Below are 16,818 nucleotides of genomic sequence, written 5' to 3'. Positions count from 1 at the left end.
CCCTCAGCGGCCCAGCCACCTCGGTCCGACCCCGTCAGCCTTTGAAGAATTGATTGGCCTTCTGGAACGGCATCGACCGGGAAGTGAAGCCAAAGGTCCCGTGTTGCTGGATTTCCTCGGCCGCGCGCAAGAACTCGCCATACGCTGCCAAAGCCAGGGCCGAACCGACGCTGATGCGCTTGACGCCCATTTCGCTCAACTGCGCAACCGTCAGCTTGAGCCCGCCGGACATCAACACATTCACCGGTTTCGGTGCCACGGCGCGAACCACCGCCAAGACCTCTTCGGCATTACGCAGGCCTGGGGCGTAAAGCACGTCCGCGCCGGCCTCGGCGAATGCCCGCAAGCGGCGAATGGTATCGTCGAGGTCAGGATTGCCGTGCAAATAGTTCTCGGCACGCGCCGTCAACGTGAAGGGGAAAGGCAAACTGCGCGCTGCTGCGACGGCGGCCTCGATACGCGCCACGGCATGCTCGAAGCAGTAGATCGGACCGTCTTCACGCCCGGTGGCATCCTCGATCGAGCCGCCTACGGCACCGGCCTGGGCGGCCCGTAGAATACTTTGGGCGCACTCGGCAGGAGCGTCGGCAAAGCCGTTTTCGAGATCCACCGCGACCGGCAAATCCGTAGCCGCGACAATCGCCTCAACATTTGCCAGGGTATCGTCGAGCGTCAGCCCACCATCAGGACGGCCCCGGGAAAAGGCATAACCGGCGCTGGTGGTTGCCAGTGCCTCGAAGCCCAGGCTGGCGAGCATTTTCGCCGAGCCGGCGTCCCAGGGGTTGGGAATGACAAAAGCGCCCTCGCGTTCGTGCAGTGCTTTGAACGCCTGGGCTCGAAGGGTTTGCGCATCCATTGGCAGACTCCTGAAAAAGGGAAAACCCGCTTCAGAGCAAACCAAGTTGCTCGGCGGCGGGTTCTCTGTATAGCTCAGGCAGCGGCGGCAGGCCAGGCAAACGCTGCATCAGTTGTACGTGAAAACGTTGTGCCAGTTTCGCCGCCAGCAGGTTATCGGCGGTGTGCAGGAAGATATACGGCGTGCGGCCCTCTTCGATCCAGACGGCAATTTTCTCGACCCATGGCACCAGAAATGGATCGTTGGCTTCAAGCTCCGGGTGGCCGATGAAGCGCACCTGCGGAAACTGAGTGAACGCCGCAGGGCGAGGCGGCACCCTGGGCTTTTTCGATTGGGCGTGGAGTACCGAAGGATCGGTCGAGGTGCAGCTGAACAGCGCGCGCGGATCGAGGCAAATGCGCTCGACGCCACGATCCAGCAGCAGGCGATTGAGCATTCGCTCGGCATCGCCCTTGGCGAAGAATTCGTCATGCCGCACTTCGACCGCCAAGGGCCGGTCCACCGCATCGATAAAACCGGCCAGCTCCGACAGTCGTTGCGGGGTGAAGCTTTTGGACAATTGCAGCCACAATGGCGAAACCCGCGCCCCCAGAGGGCTGAGCAATTGCAGGAACGTTTCTGTAGCGGTCAATTGTTCGCGCAGGTCACCGCTGTGGCTGATGTCGCCGGGGAATTTGGCGGTGAAGCGAAAGTGTTCGGGCATGGTCTCGGCCCAGCGCTGCACGGTGGCGGCAGCCGGGCTCGCATAGAAGGTCGTATTGCCTTCCACGGCGTTGAACACTTGAGAATAAAGATCAAGAAACTCGGCGGGCCTGGCGTCCTGTGGATACAAGTAGTCGCGCCAGGCGTTTTCGCTCCAGGACGGGCAGCCGAGGTAATAAGGCAGCATCAGATGTACAGGTCGAGACCCAGCACATCCGCATCCCAGTCGACAAAAGTGGCAGTGCTCAGGTAACTGGCCAGTGCCATCGCCACGCTTTTGCTCATGGCGCGGTGATAAATCATGTCTTGTTGACGCGCGGGAAGATTGCTCAGGCGTTGCGCGGAGGCTTTGGCGGCGCGGGCGGCCAATTGCTCTTCGGTAGGGAATTCCAGCTCGCCGTCGATATCGACGGAGTCATCCTCAGACACATGGCCTTTACGAGGCTTGCGCTTGATCGGGTAGGACTGGGAGGAAACGCCGTCTATACGCATAAGTGCATGCTCGGTATCGATGATGGCAGTTTAGTGGCGCATTACCCACTTCGCAAACCGCCGAGTGATAACTAGAACACAGAAAAGCGAAAAGGTTTAAAAGCGACGGGCAGAAAATGACGATTGGCCGCCGGCCCCTCAAGATCGCAGCCTTCGGCAACTCCTACAGGGGTACGTCATTCCAAATGTAGGAGCTGCCGAAGGCTCGGGCCGCGATCGGACGATCTTTTTGCGGTCAACGCGCTTTCGGCGTCGCGACTTTATCGCGCAGATACACCGGCTGCGCCTGATCGGCCACGATCGCTTCACCGCGTTCCCAGGCGAAACGCGCCAGGGTCAGCAGATCTTCGGCGTGGGGCAGCATGCCCGCGTCCTGGCCGATCAGGTTCACCGCAATACGCTCGGCATAACCCCAACCAGTGCCCGCGCCGAACCACTCGCCGCTGGCATCGACCGGTAACGCGGCGGCTTCCGGTGGCAATACCGCTTCGTTGCCCACCAGCCGCATCTCCCCCGCCGTTTCGCGGTAGCAGCCCCAATACACCTCATCCATACGCGCATCGATGGCTGCCGCGACCTGGCTGACGCCGTGTTCGCGATAAGCCCGCTGGGCGAGTACGGCGAGGTTGGAGACCGGCAACACCGGACGGTCCAGCGCAAACGCCAGCCCTTGCACCACGCCGATGGCGATCCGCACACCGGTAAACGCGCCCGGCCCACGACCGAACGCAATCGCGTCAACCGCTTGCAGCGTGGTCCCGGCCTCGGCCAGCAGTTGCTGAATCATCGGCAGCAGCTTCTGCGCATGCAGGCGCGGGATCACCTCGTAATGGCTCGTGACCTTGCCGTCATGCAGCAAGGCAACGGAGCAAGCTTCAGTCGCGGTGTCCAGGGCCAGCAAGGTGCTCATCGATGTATCCGTAAGAGAGGTCAGAAAAAGTGCGCCAGTATAAACAACTACGGCCCGCAAGCGGGCCGTAGAAGATGAAGCCGATCAGACTTTTCAGCTCAGCGCTTCAAGCACCTTGCCGGTGATCGTCTCAACCGAGCCGACGCCCGGAATATGGCTGTACTTCGGCTTGCCCTGAGCAGCGGCCAGGCCTTGGTAGAACTCCACCAGAGGTTTGGTCTGCGAGTGGTAGACCGACAGGCGATGACGCACGGTTTCTTCAGTGTCGTCCTTGCGCTGCACCAGCTCTTCACCGGTGATGTCGTCTTTGCCGGCGATTTTCGGCGGGTTGTAGACGGTGTGGTACACGCGGCCGCTGGCCTCGTGAACGCGACGACCGGCGATACGCTGAACGATTTCTTCGTCATCGACGGCGATTTCGACCACGTTGTCCAGTTCCACGCCAGCTTCTACCAACGCTTCAGCTTGCGGAATGGTGCGCGGGAAACCGTCGAACAGGAAACCGTTGGCACAGTCAGGCTGCGCGATACGGTCCTTGACCAGCGCGATGATCAGATCGTCGGAGACCAGACCACCGGCATCCATGATGCTTTTGGCTTTGATGCCCAGCTCGGTGCCGGCTTTTACAGCAGCACGCAGCATGTCACCGGTAGAGATTTGCGGAATGCCGAATTTTTCGGTGATGAACTTAGCCTGAGTACCTTTACCGGCCCCGGGAGCTCCCAGCAGAATGACGCGCATTAGATGTGCTCCTCAATTTTTTATTTAGAATTACTTAAACAAAACAATGGATTCGCCTCGTAGGGCCAATCTCAAAAAATAGGGTCGTGACCGCCCAAACGGCCAAAGGCTGATCAAGATACACAGCAGGCTCTGCCCACACAAGCCGCCGAAAGTCGGAGAAACCTGCGCCGGACGTGCCCTTTCGAAGGGGTACCCCAAGTCGCAACCCCATCATTAACTGTCGCGTGGCAGACCTTTTCGACCGCTCGCCGACAGGCACTCGACGTTCACACCGAGTGCCTGTTCCCTATGACGAAAACCTTAGCCGGTATTTCGCAAACCGGCGGCAATCCCCGCCACAGACACCAGCAACGCCTGTTCTACCGGGCTGCCCTGCGCTTCATCCTGTTGCCGCGAACGGGCCAACAGTTCGGCCTGCAATAGATGCAGCGGGTCGAGGTAGGTGTTGCGCAGGCGGATGAATTCAAGGGTGTCTGGGCTATGTGCCAGTAGCTGGGACTGACCAGTCAGCCCCAGGACCACCGCACAGGCCTGCGACAATAGGTCGCGTAAATGCGCACCCAAAGGGAGCAGATCCGGCTCGACCAGACGCTCATCGTAAGACTGGGCGATATCGGCGTCGGCCTTGGCCAGCACCATTTCCAGCATATCGATGCGGGTGCGGAAGAACGGCCATTGCTCGCGCATCTGCCCCAGCAGTACCCCTTCACCGCGCTCCAGCGCCTTGCTCAGCGCCGTTTCCCAGCCGAGCCAGGCCGGCAACATCAGGCGCGTCTGGGTCCAGCCGAAAATCCACGGAATGGCCCGCAGGCTTTCGATGCCGCCGGCGCGGCGCTTGGCCGGGCGGCTGCCCAACGGCAAACGCCCCAACTCCTGCTCCGGGGTGGACTGGCGGAAATACTCGACGAACTGCGGATTTTCCCGCACCACGGCACGGTAAGCCTTGACCCCATCGGCGGCCAATTCGTCCATCAAGTGGCGCCAGGCAGGCGTAGGAGGTGGTGGCGGCAGCAAGGTCGCTTCCAGCACCGCCGCCAGGTACAGATTGAGGTTTTGCTCGGCGATGTCCGGCAGGCCGAATTTGAAACGAATCATTTCCCCCTGCTCGGTGGTGCGGAAACGCCCCGCCACCGACCCCGGCGGCTGCGACAGAATCGCCGCGTGCGCCGGGCCGCCACCACGGCCCACAGTGCCGCCGCGACCGTGGAACAACAGCAGCTCCACGTCGCGCGAGCGGCAAATATCCACCAGACGCTCCTGCGCCCGATACTGCGCCCAGGCCGCCGCCGTAGTGCCAGCGTCCTTGGCCGAGTCGGAATAACCGATCATCACTTCCTGCGGCCCTTGCAGCCGCGAGCGATAACCCGGCAGCAACAACAGTTTTTCGATCACCGGGCCGGCGTTATCGAGGTCGGCGAGGGTTTCGAACAGCGGCACCACACGCATCGGCCGCAACACGCCGGACTCCTTGAGCAGCAACTGCACGACCAGCACGTCGGAAGCGGCGCCAGCCATGGAAATCACATACGAGCCGAGGGAAGCCCCCGGCGCGGCAGCGATTTCCCGGCACGTCGCCAGCACTTCGGCGGTGTCGGCAGACGGCTTGAAGTAGGCCGGCAGCAACGGCCGGCGATTGTTCAGTTCACGCATCAGGAAGGCGATGCGCTCCTCTTCGTTCCAGTCCTCATAACGACCCAGACCGAGGTAATCGGTGATTTCGGTCATGGCTGCGGTGTGGCGCGAGGAGTCCTGTCGCACATCGAGGCGCACCAGAAACAGCCCGAACGTCACCGCGCGGCGCAGGCAGTCGAGCAATGGGCCATCAGCGATGACGCCCATGCCGCATTCATGCAGCGAGTGGTAGCACAGCTCCAGCGGCTCCAGCAGGTCGCGGTTGTTTTGCAGCACATCGGCGGACGCCGGCGTGGTTGCTGTCAGGGAGGCGTGGGCCCAGTTACGGGTTGCGCGCAGGCGCTCACGCAGCTGTTTGAGTACCGCGCGGTAAGGCTCGGCGCTGTCGCCAGCCTTGGCTTTCAGGGCGTCGCTGGCCTGTTGCATCGACAATTCGGCGGCGAGGTGATCGACATCGCGCACGTACAAATCGGCGGCCATCCAGCGTGCCAGCAGCAAGACTTCGCGGGTCACGGCGGCGGTAACGTTGGGATTGCCATCGCGGTCGCCGCCCATCCACGAAGCAAAGCGAATCGGCGCGGCCTCCAGCGGCAGGTGCAGGCCAGTGGCGGCATGCAGGGCCTGGTCGGCTTTGCGCAAATAGTTGGGAATCGCCTGCCACAGCGAATGCTCGATCACCGCAAAGCCCCACTTGGCTTCGTCAACGGGTGTCGGGCGGGTGCGGCGGATTTCTTCGGTGTGCCAGGCTTCGGCGATCAGGCGCTGCAGCTTCGTCTTGATCTGCTCGCGCTCGGCGCTGGTCAGGTCGCGATGGTCCTGGGCGGCCAGTTGCGCGGCGATCGCGTCGTACTTCTGGATCAGTGTGCGACGCGCCACTTCGGTGGGGTGCGCCGTCAATACCAGTTCGATGTCCACCCGGCCCAATTGCCGGGCCAGGGATTCGGCGTCATGGCCGGCATTCAGCAGGCGAGCGAGCAGCTCCGGCAACACCCGGGCCTCGAACGGCGCGGGTTGTGACTCTTCGCGGCGGTGAATCAGCTGATATTGCTCGGCGATATTGGCCAGGTTGAGGAACTGGTTGAACGCCCGCGCCACCGGCAGCAATTCGTCTTCGCTCAACTGGTTGAGGCTGGCGCTGAGTTCGGCATCCATCGAACCGCGACGGTCGGCCTTGGCGCCTTTGCGGATTTGCTCGATCTTGTCGATAAAGCCATCCCCGTACTGCTCACGAATGGTGTTGCCCAACAGCTCACCCAACAGGTGAACGTCCTCGCGCAAGCGTGCATCAATATCGGTCATCAGCAGTTCTCCAGCGAAAATCCGGGCGGCTATGCTTTGATAATAGAGAGTGCCGTTGTAAAGCGGTTCTTACAAGCAGACGGCAAGGGGACGTCAAACTTCAAGCCTTGCAGCTAGTCTCAACATCAAGCCGTACAACGGCTTACCACCGGCCACCGCCGGACACTCACCCGGCCTGCCATGAGCAGGTGCGTAATGAGGTCATTATGAAAATCCGCGAGCTCGCCAAGCACTGGGAAGAAAACGCCAAGGGTCGCCTGACCGACACTGGCTATACGATTCGTCTGGACGTGGAAGCCGCCGCACGGCTGGCGGCGATTATCGATATGTACCCCAAGCGGCACCCTGAAGAACTGCTCGGAGAATTGATCGGCGCCGCCCTGGAAGAGCTCGAAGCGAGCTTTCCGTATGTGAAAGGGTCAACGGTGGTCGCCACCGATGAAGAAGGCGATCCGCTGTACGAAGACGTCGGTCCAACCCCGCGTTTTCTCGCCTTGTCCCGTCGTCATTTGCACGATTTGTCGACCGAAAACGACAAGCCAAAACACTGATTTGCGCGTCTTGCTCCCCTTCCAGAAATACGTATTTCCTGGCCCGTGCAGGGCCGGGAATACCCTGTGCACGACTTAAGTTCCCGATTTAGAGCCTTGTCCGTCAGGTCAAAGTTTTTTCGGGCGAAAGGCCATATTCTCTGAACTTTTAAAAAATACCTCGGGTCAACCCAGTAACCACGCCTGGGACGGCCGTTTCAAAATGCTCTGGAAATCGAAGGTTGCGGCTCCTTGCCCAGGATGGATTCAGATGTATTTCAGGAGTTATCCAACGGAGTTGAAAACCATGAAGACCAGCACTGCTTCATCCTCGTCCACCCACCTGCGCGGTCTCAAACTGGCGGCCCTGGCCATCGGCAGCAGCCTGGTTCTGGCCGGATGCGCCGGCAACCCGCCCACCGAGCAATACGCCGTGACTCAATCGGCCGTGAACAGTGCCGTCAGCGCCGGGGGCACCGAATTCGCCGCGGTGGAAATGAAGTCCGCTCAGGACAAGCTCAAACAAGCCGAAATCGCCATGCACGACCAAAAGTATGACGAAGCCAAAATGCTCGCCGAACAGGCCGAGTGGGACGCCCGAGTAGCAGAACGCAAAGCCCAGGCGATGAAAGCCGAACAGGCTGTAAAGGACTCACAGAAAGGTGTTCAGGAACTGCGTCAGGAAAGTCAGCGCACCGTGCAGTGAGCGCGCATCCCGATTTTCAGGCCTGACACTTTTATCGATAGAAAGGACGAACCACCATGCGCAAACAACTGATGATACCCGCCCTCCTGGCCGCAAGCATTGCACTGGCTGCCTGCTCCACACCGCCCAACACCAACCTGGAGCAAGCCCGCACCAACTACGCCGGCCTGCAAGCCAACCCGCAAGCCAGCAAAGTCGCGGCACTGGAAACCAAAGACGCCAGCGATTACCTGGACAAGGCCGATAAGGCTTACCAGGACAAGGAAGACCAGAACAAGGTCGACCAACTGGCTTACCTGACCAACCAGCGCGTTGAAGTGGCCAAGCAAACGATCGCCCTGCGCACCGCTGAAAACAACCTGAAAAACGCCGCGGCTCAGCGGGCCCAGGCGCGTCTGGATGCCCGCGACCAGCAGATCAAACAGCTGCAGGACAGCCTCAACGCCAAACAGACCGATCGCGGCACGCTGGTAACGTTCGGTGACGTGCTGTTCGCCACCAACAAGGCCGACCTGAAGCCCAACGGTTTGGTGAACATCAACAAACTGGCGCAGTTCCTTCAGGAAAACCCCGACCGTAAGGTAATTGTCGAAGGCTACACCGACAGCACCGGCGCGGCGTCGTACAACCAGTCGCTGTCCGAGCGCCGCGCGACCTCGGTGCAAGTGGCCCTGATCAAGATGGGTGTCGACCCGGCGCGCATCGTGGTCCAGGGTTATGGCAAGGAATACCCGGTGGCCGAAAACACCAGCGTCTCCGGCCGTGCGATGAACCGTCGGGTGGAAGTGACCATTTCCAATGACAATCAGCCAGTGATCCCGCGTTCGGCGGTCAGCTCGAACTAAGTTTCACCTGCTGAAACACAAAAGCCCCGCCTGATCGGATCAGGCGGGGCTTTTCTATGTCAATCACCGAACCTGTGGGGGTCTTCAGTGAACGCAGGATTGGGTTACTGCTCCAGCTTCTGCGGGGTTTCCTGACCCATGCAGCGCACGGCTTTTTTCTTGTTGTTGACCAGTACGCCGGTCAGGCCTTTCTGTTCGGTGTCGAACATCACCAGCACGCCATCGATGCATTGAGCCACTTGCGCGGCCGGTTCCAGGGAGATTTTGTAGTCTTCGCCCGGCACGGTCTTGAGCATGGTGAAGTCGCTGAGCAGCAATGCATCCTCGGGTTTGGCGAAGTGCAGGTAGCCGTACCACCACAGGGCCCCGACGGTGCCGAGGATGCTGCAGATACCGGTGATGATCAGCGGGATGGCGTTACGTTCTTCACTCATTGCGGACTCTCTGGTGGTTCATCTTCAGAATTCGGGGGTGCCGGGTAATTCGGAATTTCACCCCGGCGGCGCAGGCCGTTGAAATGCTGTGGGTCTTCGAGGTAGCGCAGCATGACTTTGCGCCAGACCGGGTCGGCGAAGGTTTGCACATGACCGCCCCGGGTCAGTTGCAGCACTCGCGGCGGCGGCGCAGCTTGATACAGTCGGATGCCGTTGGAAAGGGGCACCAGCTGATCATCGATACTGTGATAGATCAGTTTCGGTACACCATTGAGCTGCGTCATGGAACGGATCGCGCTGTCGCCGTCCGGCACCAACCACGACAACGGCACCTGGAACGGCCAGGTCATCCATGACGTGCTCAGGGCGAAACGCCCGACATCGCGGTAACTGGCAGGCACGCCATCGAGCACGAAAGCCTTGAGTTGCCGCTGACGCTCGGGATGCTGGGCCAGGTAATGCACGGCCATCGAACCGCCAAGGCTCTGACCGAGAAGGATCAACGGCTTGCCCTTGACCTCCGGCGCCTGGTCGAGCCATGTGAAGGCGGCGTCGATGTCCTGATAGATCTCCGGCAACGCCGGTTTACCTTCGGATAACCCGTACCCGCGATAGTCCACCAACAACACCTGATAACCCTGCTTCGGCAACCACCAGCTCGCGCCCAAATGCCACGCCAGGTTGCCGCCGTTCCCGTGCAGATGCAGCACAGTCCCTTTGACTTCGACGCCTTTTTTCGCCGGCAGCCACCAGCCATGCAGCTTGAGGCCGTCGGCAGTGGTCAGGGTGACGTCGCGATAGTCGAGCTTGGCTTTTTCCGGGGTGAACGGCTGGCCTGGCTCGGGGTAGAACAGCAAAGAGCTGCAACCGCCGAGGGCCAGGAGCAGGCAGAAGATGCCGAGGATTCTCATCCGGTGAAGTCTCAATGTGGGTGATCGTTCCCATGCTCCGCGTGGGAATGCATACCGTGACGCTCTGCGTCACAGTGGACGCGGAGCGTCCATGGCGGCATTCCCACGCAGAGCGTGGGAACGATCTGAATCAAAGGATATTGGAGTAATCCGCTTCGATCCGGTCCAGGCTCAGGTGGTTGAGGAAGTTGGAGAAGCACATCCACGCCGACAACGCGTTCATGTCGCGGAACTGCTCGGGCAGGTACTTGGGTGGCACCACCAGGCCTTCGTCCACCAATTGGCGCAAGGTCCGCATGTCCTCCAGCGTAGTCTTGCCGCAGAACAACAGCGGTATCTGCTCCAGCTTGCCTTTGCGCACGGCCAACTGAATGTAGTTGTAAATCATGATAAAGCCCTTGAGGTAGGACAAGTCTTTGGTAAATGGCAGACCATTCGGCACCGAGCCGCGGAACACCCGACTGGCATTGCCGTAGCTTTCGGCCATTTCAAAGCCCTGAGCCCGGAAGAACTCAAAGATCTGCAAGAAGTCCGCGCCCTCCTCCACCATATGAATGGCGCGGGTGCGGTTGGTGAGTTTGCGCAGGCGACTCGGGTAGGAGGCGAAGGTGATGATTTCCATCAGGATCGCCAGGCCTTCCTGAGTCACGGTGGACGACGGCGGGCCCTTGGACAGGAACGTACAGATCGGCTGATTCAGACCGTTGAGGGTGGTGCCCACATGCACCAGCCCTTCATGGACTTCCAGCGCACGCACGTCGCGATTGTTGAACATCGCGTCGGTGCGGATCTTGATGTAGTCGGCACCGGCCGCCGCGTCGGCGACGATCCCGTCGGACTCGAACACCCGGATGGTTTCCTCGTTTTCGCCAAACACCTTGTTCAACCGATGTTGCAGCAGGTCGACGGCTTCCTTGGCGGTGAGGACTTTCGGTTCGTCCTTGAGGTCGCCACGGCCGTCGATGTTGTTCAGGTAATCGGAGAGCATCAGCCCCAGGTCGGCCAGGGTCGGGTCGCCGGCGTGAAACGCATCGGACGCCGCGCCGTACAACTCCTGGGAAATCAGCCCGAAATCCTCGGTGCCGCGCGCTTCAAGCATGCGCACCACCATGCGGTATTCCTTGCACATGCGGCGCATGATCTGCCCGACCGGGTTGAACTGGCCGAGTTGACGAGTGATATCGCGCTCGATGTTCTGGAATTCCAGCTTCACTTTGCTGGAGTCGAACGACAGCGGTCGATTGAGGTAGTAGTCGCGGTCCACGGCCGGCATTTCCTTGCCCTTGCCCTTGAGGAACCCCTTGCGAATGCTGTCATCCCACTTGACCGCATCCAGAATGCGGATCGGCGTCTGCGCCAGCACTATGCGATCGGACAACATGCGTATCGTCTGCTGGTATTCGTCCACCCGAGACTCCTGTAGTAAAAGCTGTTACGTGCTGGGTTTATTTGGTTTTGGCCAGGCGCTGATAGCGCACCGCTTCAACGAAGACATCGGAATTGGCCGGGTCGTCGAGGTAGGCGAACACCTGATCCAGGCTGTTGTTGATCAACACCCCATCGCCATCTTCAGTCTGAAAGCCTTCGCCACTGAGGGCTTCTTGCCCCATGGCCTGTCTGATCTGCTCAAGGTCGAGGTTGTAGACCACCAGTTCGTGCTTATCGTTGAGCTCGAAACCGGCGATGGTGAAATGCCCGCCGAACTGCGCCGGCACCTTCGCCGACAGGTACCAGCGATTGCCATGGCGCGACACCGTGAAGGGATAGGCTTCGCGCTCATGGGGTTTGGCCTTGAAGTAGCTGACCGCCTGGTAGTGATTGTCGCCGATGCGTGTCAGTTCCAGGTTCATCGGCTCGCCCCAGGCATTGGTGCTGGCCCATTTGCCGAGCAGCCCTTTGGGCGCGGGCTCGCTGGCGGGCAGCGGCTCCTTGAAGGTCACCAGACAGCCACTGAGCATCAGGAACGACAAGGCGATCACCACGACACGCCAGGCTTTCATTCAACACTCCCTATGAACACAGCCCCGAATGGTCACTGGGGCGGCACTATACCGACGCCAGTACCAAGTGCATGTAGCGAGTCAGGATGCCGAGCATTTCCTCTTCGGCAACAGGCTCGGCATCATTGAGCAGGCCCTGATATTCCATCCGTCCGACAATCGCCGTCAACACTTTGGCATCTTGTTGTGGCTCGCGGGAACCCAATACTTCGAAAAGTTGGCAGGTGCCCTGCAAGAGAATTTGCTGATGGGAACGCACCAACAATGCCAGACGCGGGTTGAGCAACGCTTCCTGGCGGAAGGCTTGCTCGGCCATCAAGTGCTCGCGGCGATTGATCAATTGCCGATGAACATAGTCAGCCATCAGCCGTGCGATATCGTCCGCCAGCTGTGAGCGCGACTCGGCGGTGCCATCACCGCTGACAACCATCTCGCGCAACAGGCCTTCGTTGCTGGCCCACAACCGGGCCATGTATGCCGCGCTGCGTTCCACGTATTGGGCAAAGGTATCGGTGAGCAGGTCATCGATGTCCTTGAAGTAGTAAGTGGTGGCCGACAGCGGCACACAGGCCTCGGCGGCCACCGCACGGTGCCGCACGGCCCGCACGCCATCGCGCACGACAATGCGCATCGCCGCGTCGAGAATGTCCTGTCGACGCTGTTCGCTGCCCTGTCGGCTGGCCTTGCGGCCCTGGTACTGAACACTTTCAGCGACCGCAGTGGCGATATCCGCTGCACCTTCTTGAGCCATTGCACGATTCACGACAGGTATTCCTCTCTAACGTCAAAAGTAACCAATTGATACGTTTGTACCAGACAGGCAATAAAAAGCCGCCTGTTTTAGGCGGCTTTTTAATTGAAACATTTACGCTTGCGGACGCATGTGCGGGAACAGGATCACGTCGCGGATCGACGGTGAGTTGGTCAGCAACATCACCAGACGGTCGATGCCGATCCCTTCACCGGCGGTCGGCGGCATGCCGTACTCCAGCGCACGAACGAAGTCGGCGTCGTAGTGCATGGCTTCATCGTCGCCAGCGTCCTTGTCGGCCACCTGCGCCATGAAGCGCTCGGCCTGGTCTTCCGCGTCGTTCAACTCGGAGTAGGCGTTGGCGATTTCACGGCCGCCGATGAACAGCTCGAAACGGTCGGTGACGTTCGGGTTCTCGTCGTTACGACGGGCCAGCGGCGACACTTCGAACGGGTACTGGGTAATGAAGTGCGGCTGTTCCAGCTTGTGCTCGACCAGTTCTTCGAAAATCATCACCTGCAGTTTGCCCAGGCCTTCGAAGCCGAGCACCTTGGCGCCGGCCTTCTTGGCGATGGCGCGGGCCTTGTCGATGTCGTTCAGGTCGGCAGCGGTCAGTTCCGGGTTGTACTTGAGAATCGAGTCGAACACCGACAGGCGCACGAACGGCTCGCCGAAGTGGAACACCTTGTCGCCGTAAGGCACGTCGGTGCTGCCCAGAACCAGCTGCGCCAGTTCGCGGAACAGTTCCTCGGTCAGGTCCATGTTGTCTTCGTAGTCAGCGTGGGCCTGGTAGAACTCGAGCATGGTGAACTCGGGGTTGTGCCGGGTCGAGACGCCTTCGTTACGGAAGTTGCGGTTGATCTCGAACACTTTCTCGAAGCCACCGACCACCAGACGCTTGAGGTACAGCTCCGGCGCGATACGCAGGAACATCTGCATATCCAGCGCGTTGTGGTGAGTTTCGAACGGCTTGGCCGCCGCACCACCCGGAATGGTTTGCAGCATCGGCGTTTCGACTTCCAGGAAGTCACGCTTCATCAGGAAGCTGCGGATGTGCGCAATCACTTGCGAACGCACGCGGAAGGTCTGGCGCACGTCTTCGTTGACGATCAGGTCGACGTAACGCTGGCGGTAGCGCTGCTCGGTGTCGGACAGGCCGTGGTGCTTGTCTGGCAGCGGGCGCAGGGATTTGGTCAGCAGGCGCACGTTGGTCATTTCAACGTACAGGTCGCCCTTGCCGGAACGGGCCAGGGTGCCTTCGGCGGCAATGATGTCGCCCAGGTCCCAGGTTTTCACCGCGGCCAGGGTTTCTTCGGACAGGGTTTTACGGTTGACGTAAACCTGGATGCGCCCGGACATGTCCTGAATCACCATGAACGAGCCACGGTTGAGCATGAGACGACCGGCAACCTTGACCGGGATCGCAGCCTCTGCCAGCTCTTCCTTGGTCTTGTCCGCGTACTTCTTCTGCAAGTCTTCGCAGTAGGCGTCGCGGCGGAAGTCGTTGGGGAAGGCCTGGCCCTTGGCGCGCTCGGCAGCAAGCTTTTCCTTGCGCAGGGCGATCAGGGAGTTTTCTTCCTGTTGCAGGGCTTGCGGGTCGAGTTGTAGGTCGCTCATGTCTTTAAATATTCCATCAGGTTCGTTGCCCCCGGCTGTCTGCCGGGGTTCGCGGGCAAGCCAAGCGCCTACAGGATCGCGCAGATCCTGTAGGGCGGGCCTTAAAGCCCTTGTTTCAGGCTGGCCACCAGGTATTCGTCAATGTCGCCATCGAGCACCTTGTCGCAGTCGCTGCGTTCGATGTTGGTGCGCAGATCCTTGATCCGCGAGGCATCGAGCACGTACGAACGGATCTGGTGACCCCAGCCGATGTCCGACTTGGTGTCTTCCAGGGCCTGGGAGGCGGCGTTGCGTTTCTGCACTTCCTGCTCGTACAAGCGTGCCCGCAACATTTTCATCGCGGTGTCTTTGTTGGCGTGCTGGGAGCGTTCGTTCTGGCAGCTGACCACGGTGTTGGTCGGTACGTGAGTAATCCGTACGGCCGAGTCGGTGGTGTTTACGTGCTGACCACCGGCACCGGAGGAGCGGTAGGTGTCGATGCGCAGGTCCGACGGGTTGATGTCGATTTCGATGTTGTCATCGATTTCCGGCGACACGAACACGGCCGAGAACGAGGTGTGACGACGGTTGCCGGAGTCGAACGGGCTCTTGCGCACCAGACGGTGCACGCCGATTTCGGTACGCAGCCAGCCAAAGGCGTATTCGCCCTTGATGTGCACGGTCGCGCCTTTGATACCGGCGACTTCACCGGCCGACAATTCCATGATGGTCGCGTCGAAACCGCGTTTATCCGCCCAGCGCAGGTACATGCGCAGCAGGATGTTGGCCCAGTCCTGGGCCTCGGTACCACCGGAGCCGGCCTGGATGTCCAGGTAGGCGTTGTTCTGGTCCATCTCGCCGCTGAACATGCGACGGAATTCGAGCTTCTCGAGGGCTTCGCGCAGGCGCTCCACTTCAAGGGCTACGTCGTCGACGGCGGCCTGGTCTTCTTCCTCGGCAGACATCAACAGCAGGTCCTTGGCATCGGCCAGACCGCTGGACATTTCATCGAGGGTTTCTACGATCTGGGCCAGCGCGGAGCGCTCGCGACCCAGGTTCTGAGCGTACTCAGGGTTGTTCCAGACACTCGGATCTTCAAGCTCGCGATTGACTTCGGTCAGACGCTCATGCTTTTGATCGTAGTCAAAGATACCCCCGAATAGTTTCGGAGCGCTCGGACAGGTCCTTGATACTGTTAAGGATCGGGTTGATTTCCATGGCGGGCAGCACTCGTTGGCGAACTTTTGAAAGCCGGCGAGTATAACGTAATCACGCTGTCAAGGCAGCCCGCCTGGCGGCTTTAGGGGCGAATGGTTTTTGGCTGAACATCATGTAGACGTTGCGCTCCGAACCTACGGGGCGTGGTGTTCAACGCCTTACTCGATTCCCACCTGATTGCGCCCATTGTTCTTCGCCAGGTACAGCCCCTTGTCCGCCGCCGAGATCAATTGCCGGCAGTCGCTGCCCGGCTGCGGGATCACGGTCGACAGGCCGATGCTGATGGTCAGGCACGAACCTTCGGTCGGGAAAATGTGCGGGATCTTCAACCCGACCACGGTCTGGCGCAGTTTTTCCGCCACTATCCGCGCACCGCCCGGCGAGGTGTTGGGCAAGACCAGGACGAACTCTTCGCCGCCGTAACGGGCCGGCAGGTCCGATGGCCTGGCGCTGGCGTCGCGAATGGCCGTGGCGACTTTGCGCAGGGCTTCATCGCCTTCGAGGTGGCCAAAACTGTCGTTGTAGGACTTGAAGTAGTCGACATCGATCATCAGCAACGACAATTGCGTCTGGTCACGCAACGAACGCCGCCACTCCAGTTCCAGATATTCGTCGAAGTGCCGGCGGTTCGACAGCCCGGTCAAGCCGTCGGAGTTCATCAAGCGTTGCAGCACCAGGTTGGTGTCGAGCAACTGCTGCTGGCTCACGCGTAAGGCGCGGTACGCCGCGTCACGCTGCAGCAGGGTCATATAGGAGCGTGAGTGATAGCGGATGCGCGCCACCAGTTCGATGTTGTCCGGCAGCTTGACCAGGTAATCGTTGGCCCCGGCGGCAAACGCCGCGCTTTTGATCAGCGGGTCTTCCTTGGTCGACAGGACAATGATCGGAATGTCCTTGGTCGCCGGGTGATTACGGTATTCGCGCACCAGGCTCAGGCCGTCGAGGCCGGGCATGACCAGGTCCTGAAGGATCACCGTCGGCTTGATGCGGATCGCCTGGGCGATGGCCTGGTGCGGGTCGGCGCAGAAGTGGAAGTCGATGTTTTCTTCGTTCGACAGACCACGGCGCACCGCCTCGCCGATCATCGCCTGATCGTCCACCAACAACACCATGGCGGCGTTTTCGTCGGTTTTGAAGTCGTCGAGCTGTAATTCATTCATGTGCGGTCACCTGAGTACTGCTTGGGCCAYGA

Annotated in this window: 17 protein-coding genes; 3 read left to right on the top strand and 14 right to left on the bottom strand. The window is 60.3% G+C overall.

All coding sequences use genetic code 11. The features are described from left to right. Positions 1-34: 34 nt before the first annotated feature. The 6 genes from AC1D2Q_RS21890 to ppc form a co-directional block, all read right to left on the bottom strand. The gene (locus tag AC1D2Q_RS21890; protein WP_064616258.1) at positions 35-856 is read right to left on the bottom strand and encodes an isocitrate lyase/PEP mutase family protein; all 822 of its coding nucleotides are present in this window, start codon (positions 854-856) and stop codon (positions 35-37) included. Positions 857-887: 31 nt separating this feature from the next. Then, positions 888-1,748, bottom strand: coding sequence for a DUF72 domain-containing protein (locus tag AC1D2Q_RS21885; RefSeq protein WP_477814544.1), 861 nt, complete (start codon positions 1,746-1,748; stop codon positions 888-890). Next, on the bottom strand, positions 1,745-2,050 hold the full coding sequence (locus tag AC1D2Q_RS21880; protein ID WP_007940187.1) for a hypothetical protein: 306 nt from the start codon (positions 2,048-2,050) through the stop codon (positions 1,745-1,747). The genes AC1D2Q_RS21885 and AC1D2Q_RS21880 overlap by 4 nt, the downstream gene beginning before the upstream one ends. Before the next feature lie 235 nt (positions 2,051-2,285). After that, positions 2,286-2,960: a tRNA (adenosine(37)-N6)-threonylcarbamoyltransferase complex dimerization subunit type 1 TsaB gene (gene tsaB / locus AC1D2Q_RS21875; protein WP_477814510.1), complete on the bottom strand. Its 675-nt coding sequence runs from the start codon at positions 2,958-2,960 to the stop codon at positions 2,286-2,288. Between the two features lie 93 nt (positions 2,961-3,053). Further along, positions 3,054-3,701, bottom strand: coding sequence for an adenylate kinase (gene adk, locus AC1D2Q_RS21870; protein ID WP_018926674.1), 648 nt, complete (start codon positions 3,699-3,701; stop codon positions 3,054-3,056). A gap of 303 nt (positions 3,702-4,004) precedes the next feature. After that, positions 4,005-6,635 (bottom strand): phosphoenolpyruvate carboxylase, encoded by a 2,631-nt coding sequence (gene ppc, locus AC1D2Q_RS21865; RefSeq protein ID WP_477814509.1) that lies wholly within the window; start codon positions 6,633-6,635, stop codon positions 4,005-4,007. A 206-nt stretch (positions 6,636-6,841) separates the two neighbouring features. Between ppc and AC1D2Q_RS21860 the strand changes: the two genes are divergently transcribed. The 3 genes from AC1D2Q_RS21860 (at position 6,842) to lptF (ending at position 8,716) form a co-directional block, all read left to right on the top strand. Next, a complete protein-coding gene (locus AC1D2Q_RS21860) occupies positions 6,842-7,186 on the top strand; it encodes a hypothetical protein (RefSeq protein WP_018926676.1) in 345 nt (114 codons plus the stop codon). A gap of 286 nt (positions 7,187-7,472) precedes the next feature. After that, positions 7,473-7,871, top strand: a complete 399-nt coding sequence (locus tag AC1D2Q_RS21855; protein WP_477814508.1) for a DUF4398 domain-containing protein — start codon at positions 7,473-7,475, stop codon at positions 7,869-7,871. A 56-nt stretch (positions 7,872-7,927) separates the two neighbouring features. Next, positions 7,928-8,716 (top strand): lipotoxin F family OmpA-related lipoprotein LptF, encoded by a 789-nt coding sequence (gene lptF, locus AC1D2Q_RS21850; RefSeq protein WP_477814507.1) that lies wholly within the window; start codon positions 7,928-7,930, stop codon positions 8,714-8,716. A gap of 104 nt (positions 8,717-8,820) precedes the next feature. Here lptF and AC1D2Q_RS21845 read toward each other — a convergent pair whose 3' ends face one another. The 8 genes from AC1D2Q_RS21845 to AC1D2Q_RS21810 form a co-directional block, all read right to left on the bottom strand. Continuing rightward, the gene (locus tag AC1D2Q_RS21845; RefSeq protein WP_007940182.1) at positions 8,821-9,150 is read right to left on the bottom strand and encodes a PA3694 family proteiin; all 330 of its coding nucleotides are present in this window, start codon (positions 9,148-9,150) and stop codon (positions 8,821-8,823) included. Continuing rightward, entirely contained in the window at positions 9,147-10,061 is a 915-nt protein-coding gene (locus tag AC1D2Q_RS21840) for an alpha/beta hydrolase (protein WP_477814506.1), read from the bottom strand. Before AC1D2Q_RS21840 ends, AC1D2Q_RS21845 begins: the two co-directional genes overlap by 4 nt. A 130-nt stretch (positions 10,062-10,191) precedes the next feature. Next, the gene (locus AC1D2Q_RS21835; protein ID WP_172901247.1) at positions 10,192-11,442 is read right to left on the bottom strand and encodes a flavohemoglobin expression-modulating QEGLA motif protein; all 1,251 of its coding nucleotides are present in this window, start codon (positions 11,440-11,442) and stop codon (positions 10,192-10,194) included. Between the two features lie 64 nt (positions 11,443-11,506). Further along, a complete protein-coding gene (locus AC1D2Q_RS21830) occupies positions 11,507-12,061 on the bottom strand; it encodes a hypothetical protein (RefSeq protein WP_477814505.1) in 555 nt (184 codons plus the stop codon). A 46-nt stretch (positions 12,062-12,107) separates the two neighbouring features. Continuing rightward, entirely contained in the window at positions 12,108-12,824 is a 717-nt protein-coding gene (locus AC1D2Q_RS21825; RefSeq protein WP_253416619.1) for a TetR/AcrR family transcriptional regulator, read from the bottom strand. 102 nt (positions 12,825-12,926) lie between these two features. After that, on the bottom strand, positions 12,927-14,429 hold the full coding sequence (gene lysS, locus AC1D2Q_RS21820) for a lysine--tRNA ligase (protein WP_018926680.1): 1,503 nt from the start codon (positions 14,427-14,429) through the stop codon (positions 12,927-12,929). A 101-nt stretch (positions 14,430-14,530) separates the two neighbouring features. Further along, positions 14,531-15,626 (bottom strand): peptide chain release factor 2 gene (prfB, locus tag AC1D2Q_RS21815; RefSeq protein WP_096481021.1). Its coding sequence is split into 2 segments (ribosomal slippage): positions 14,531-15,553 and positions 15,555-15,626, totalling 1,095 coding nucleotides; the frame shifts between segments, so codons are not numbered across the junction. Positions 15,627-15,784: 158 nt separating this feature from the next. Next, positions 15,785-16,786 (bottom strand): diguanylate cyclase domain-containing protein, encoded by a 1,002-nt coding sequence (locus tag AC1D2Q_RS21810; RefSeq protein ID WP_477814504.1) that lies wholly within the window; start codon positions 16,784-16,786, stop codon positions 15,785-15,787. Positions 16,787-16,818 lie beyond the last annotated feature (32 nt).

This window comes from Pseudomonas sp. P1_A1, from assembly GCF_056406935.1.
The sequence above is the reverse complement of the archived record's forward strand: the minus strand, read 5'-3'. Positions and strand labels throughout refer to the sequence as shown.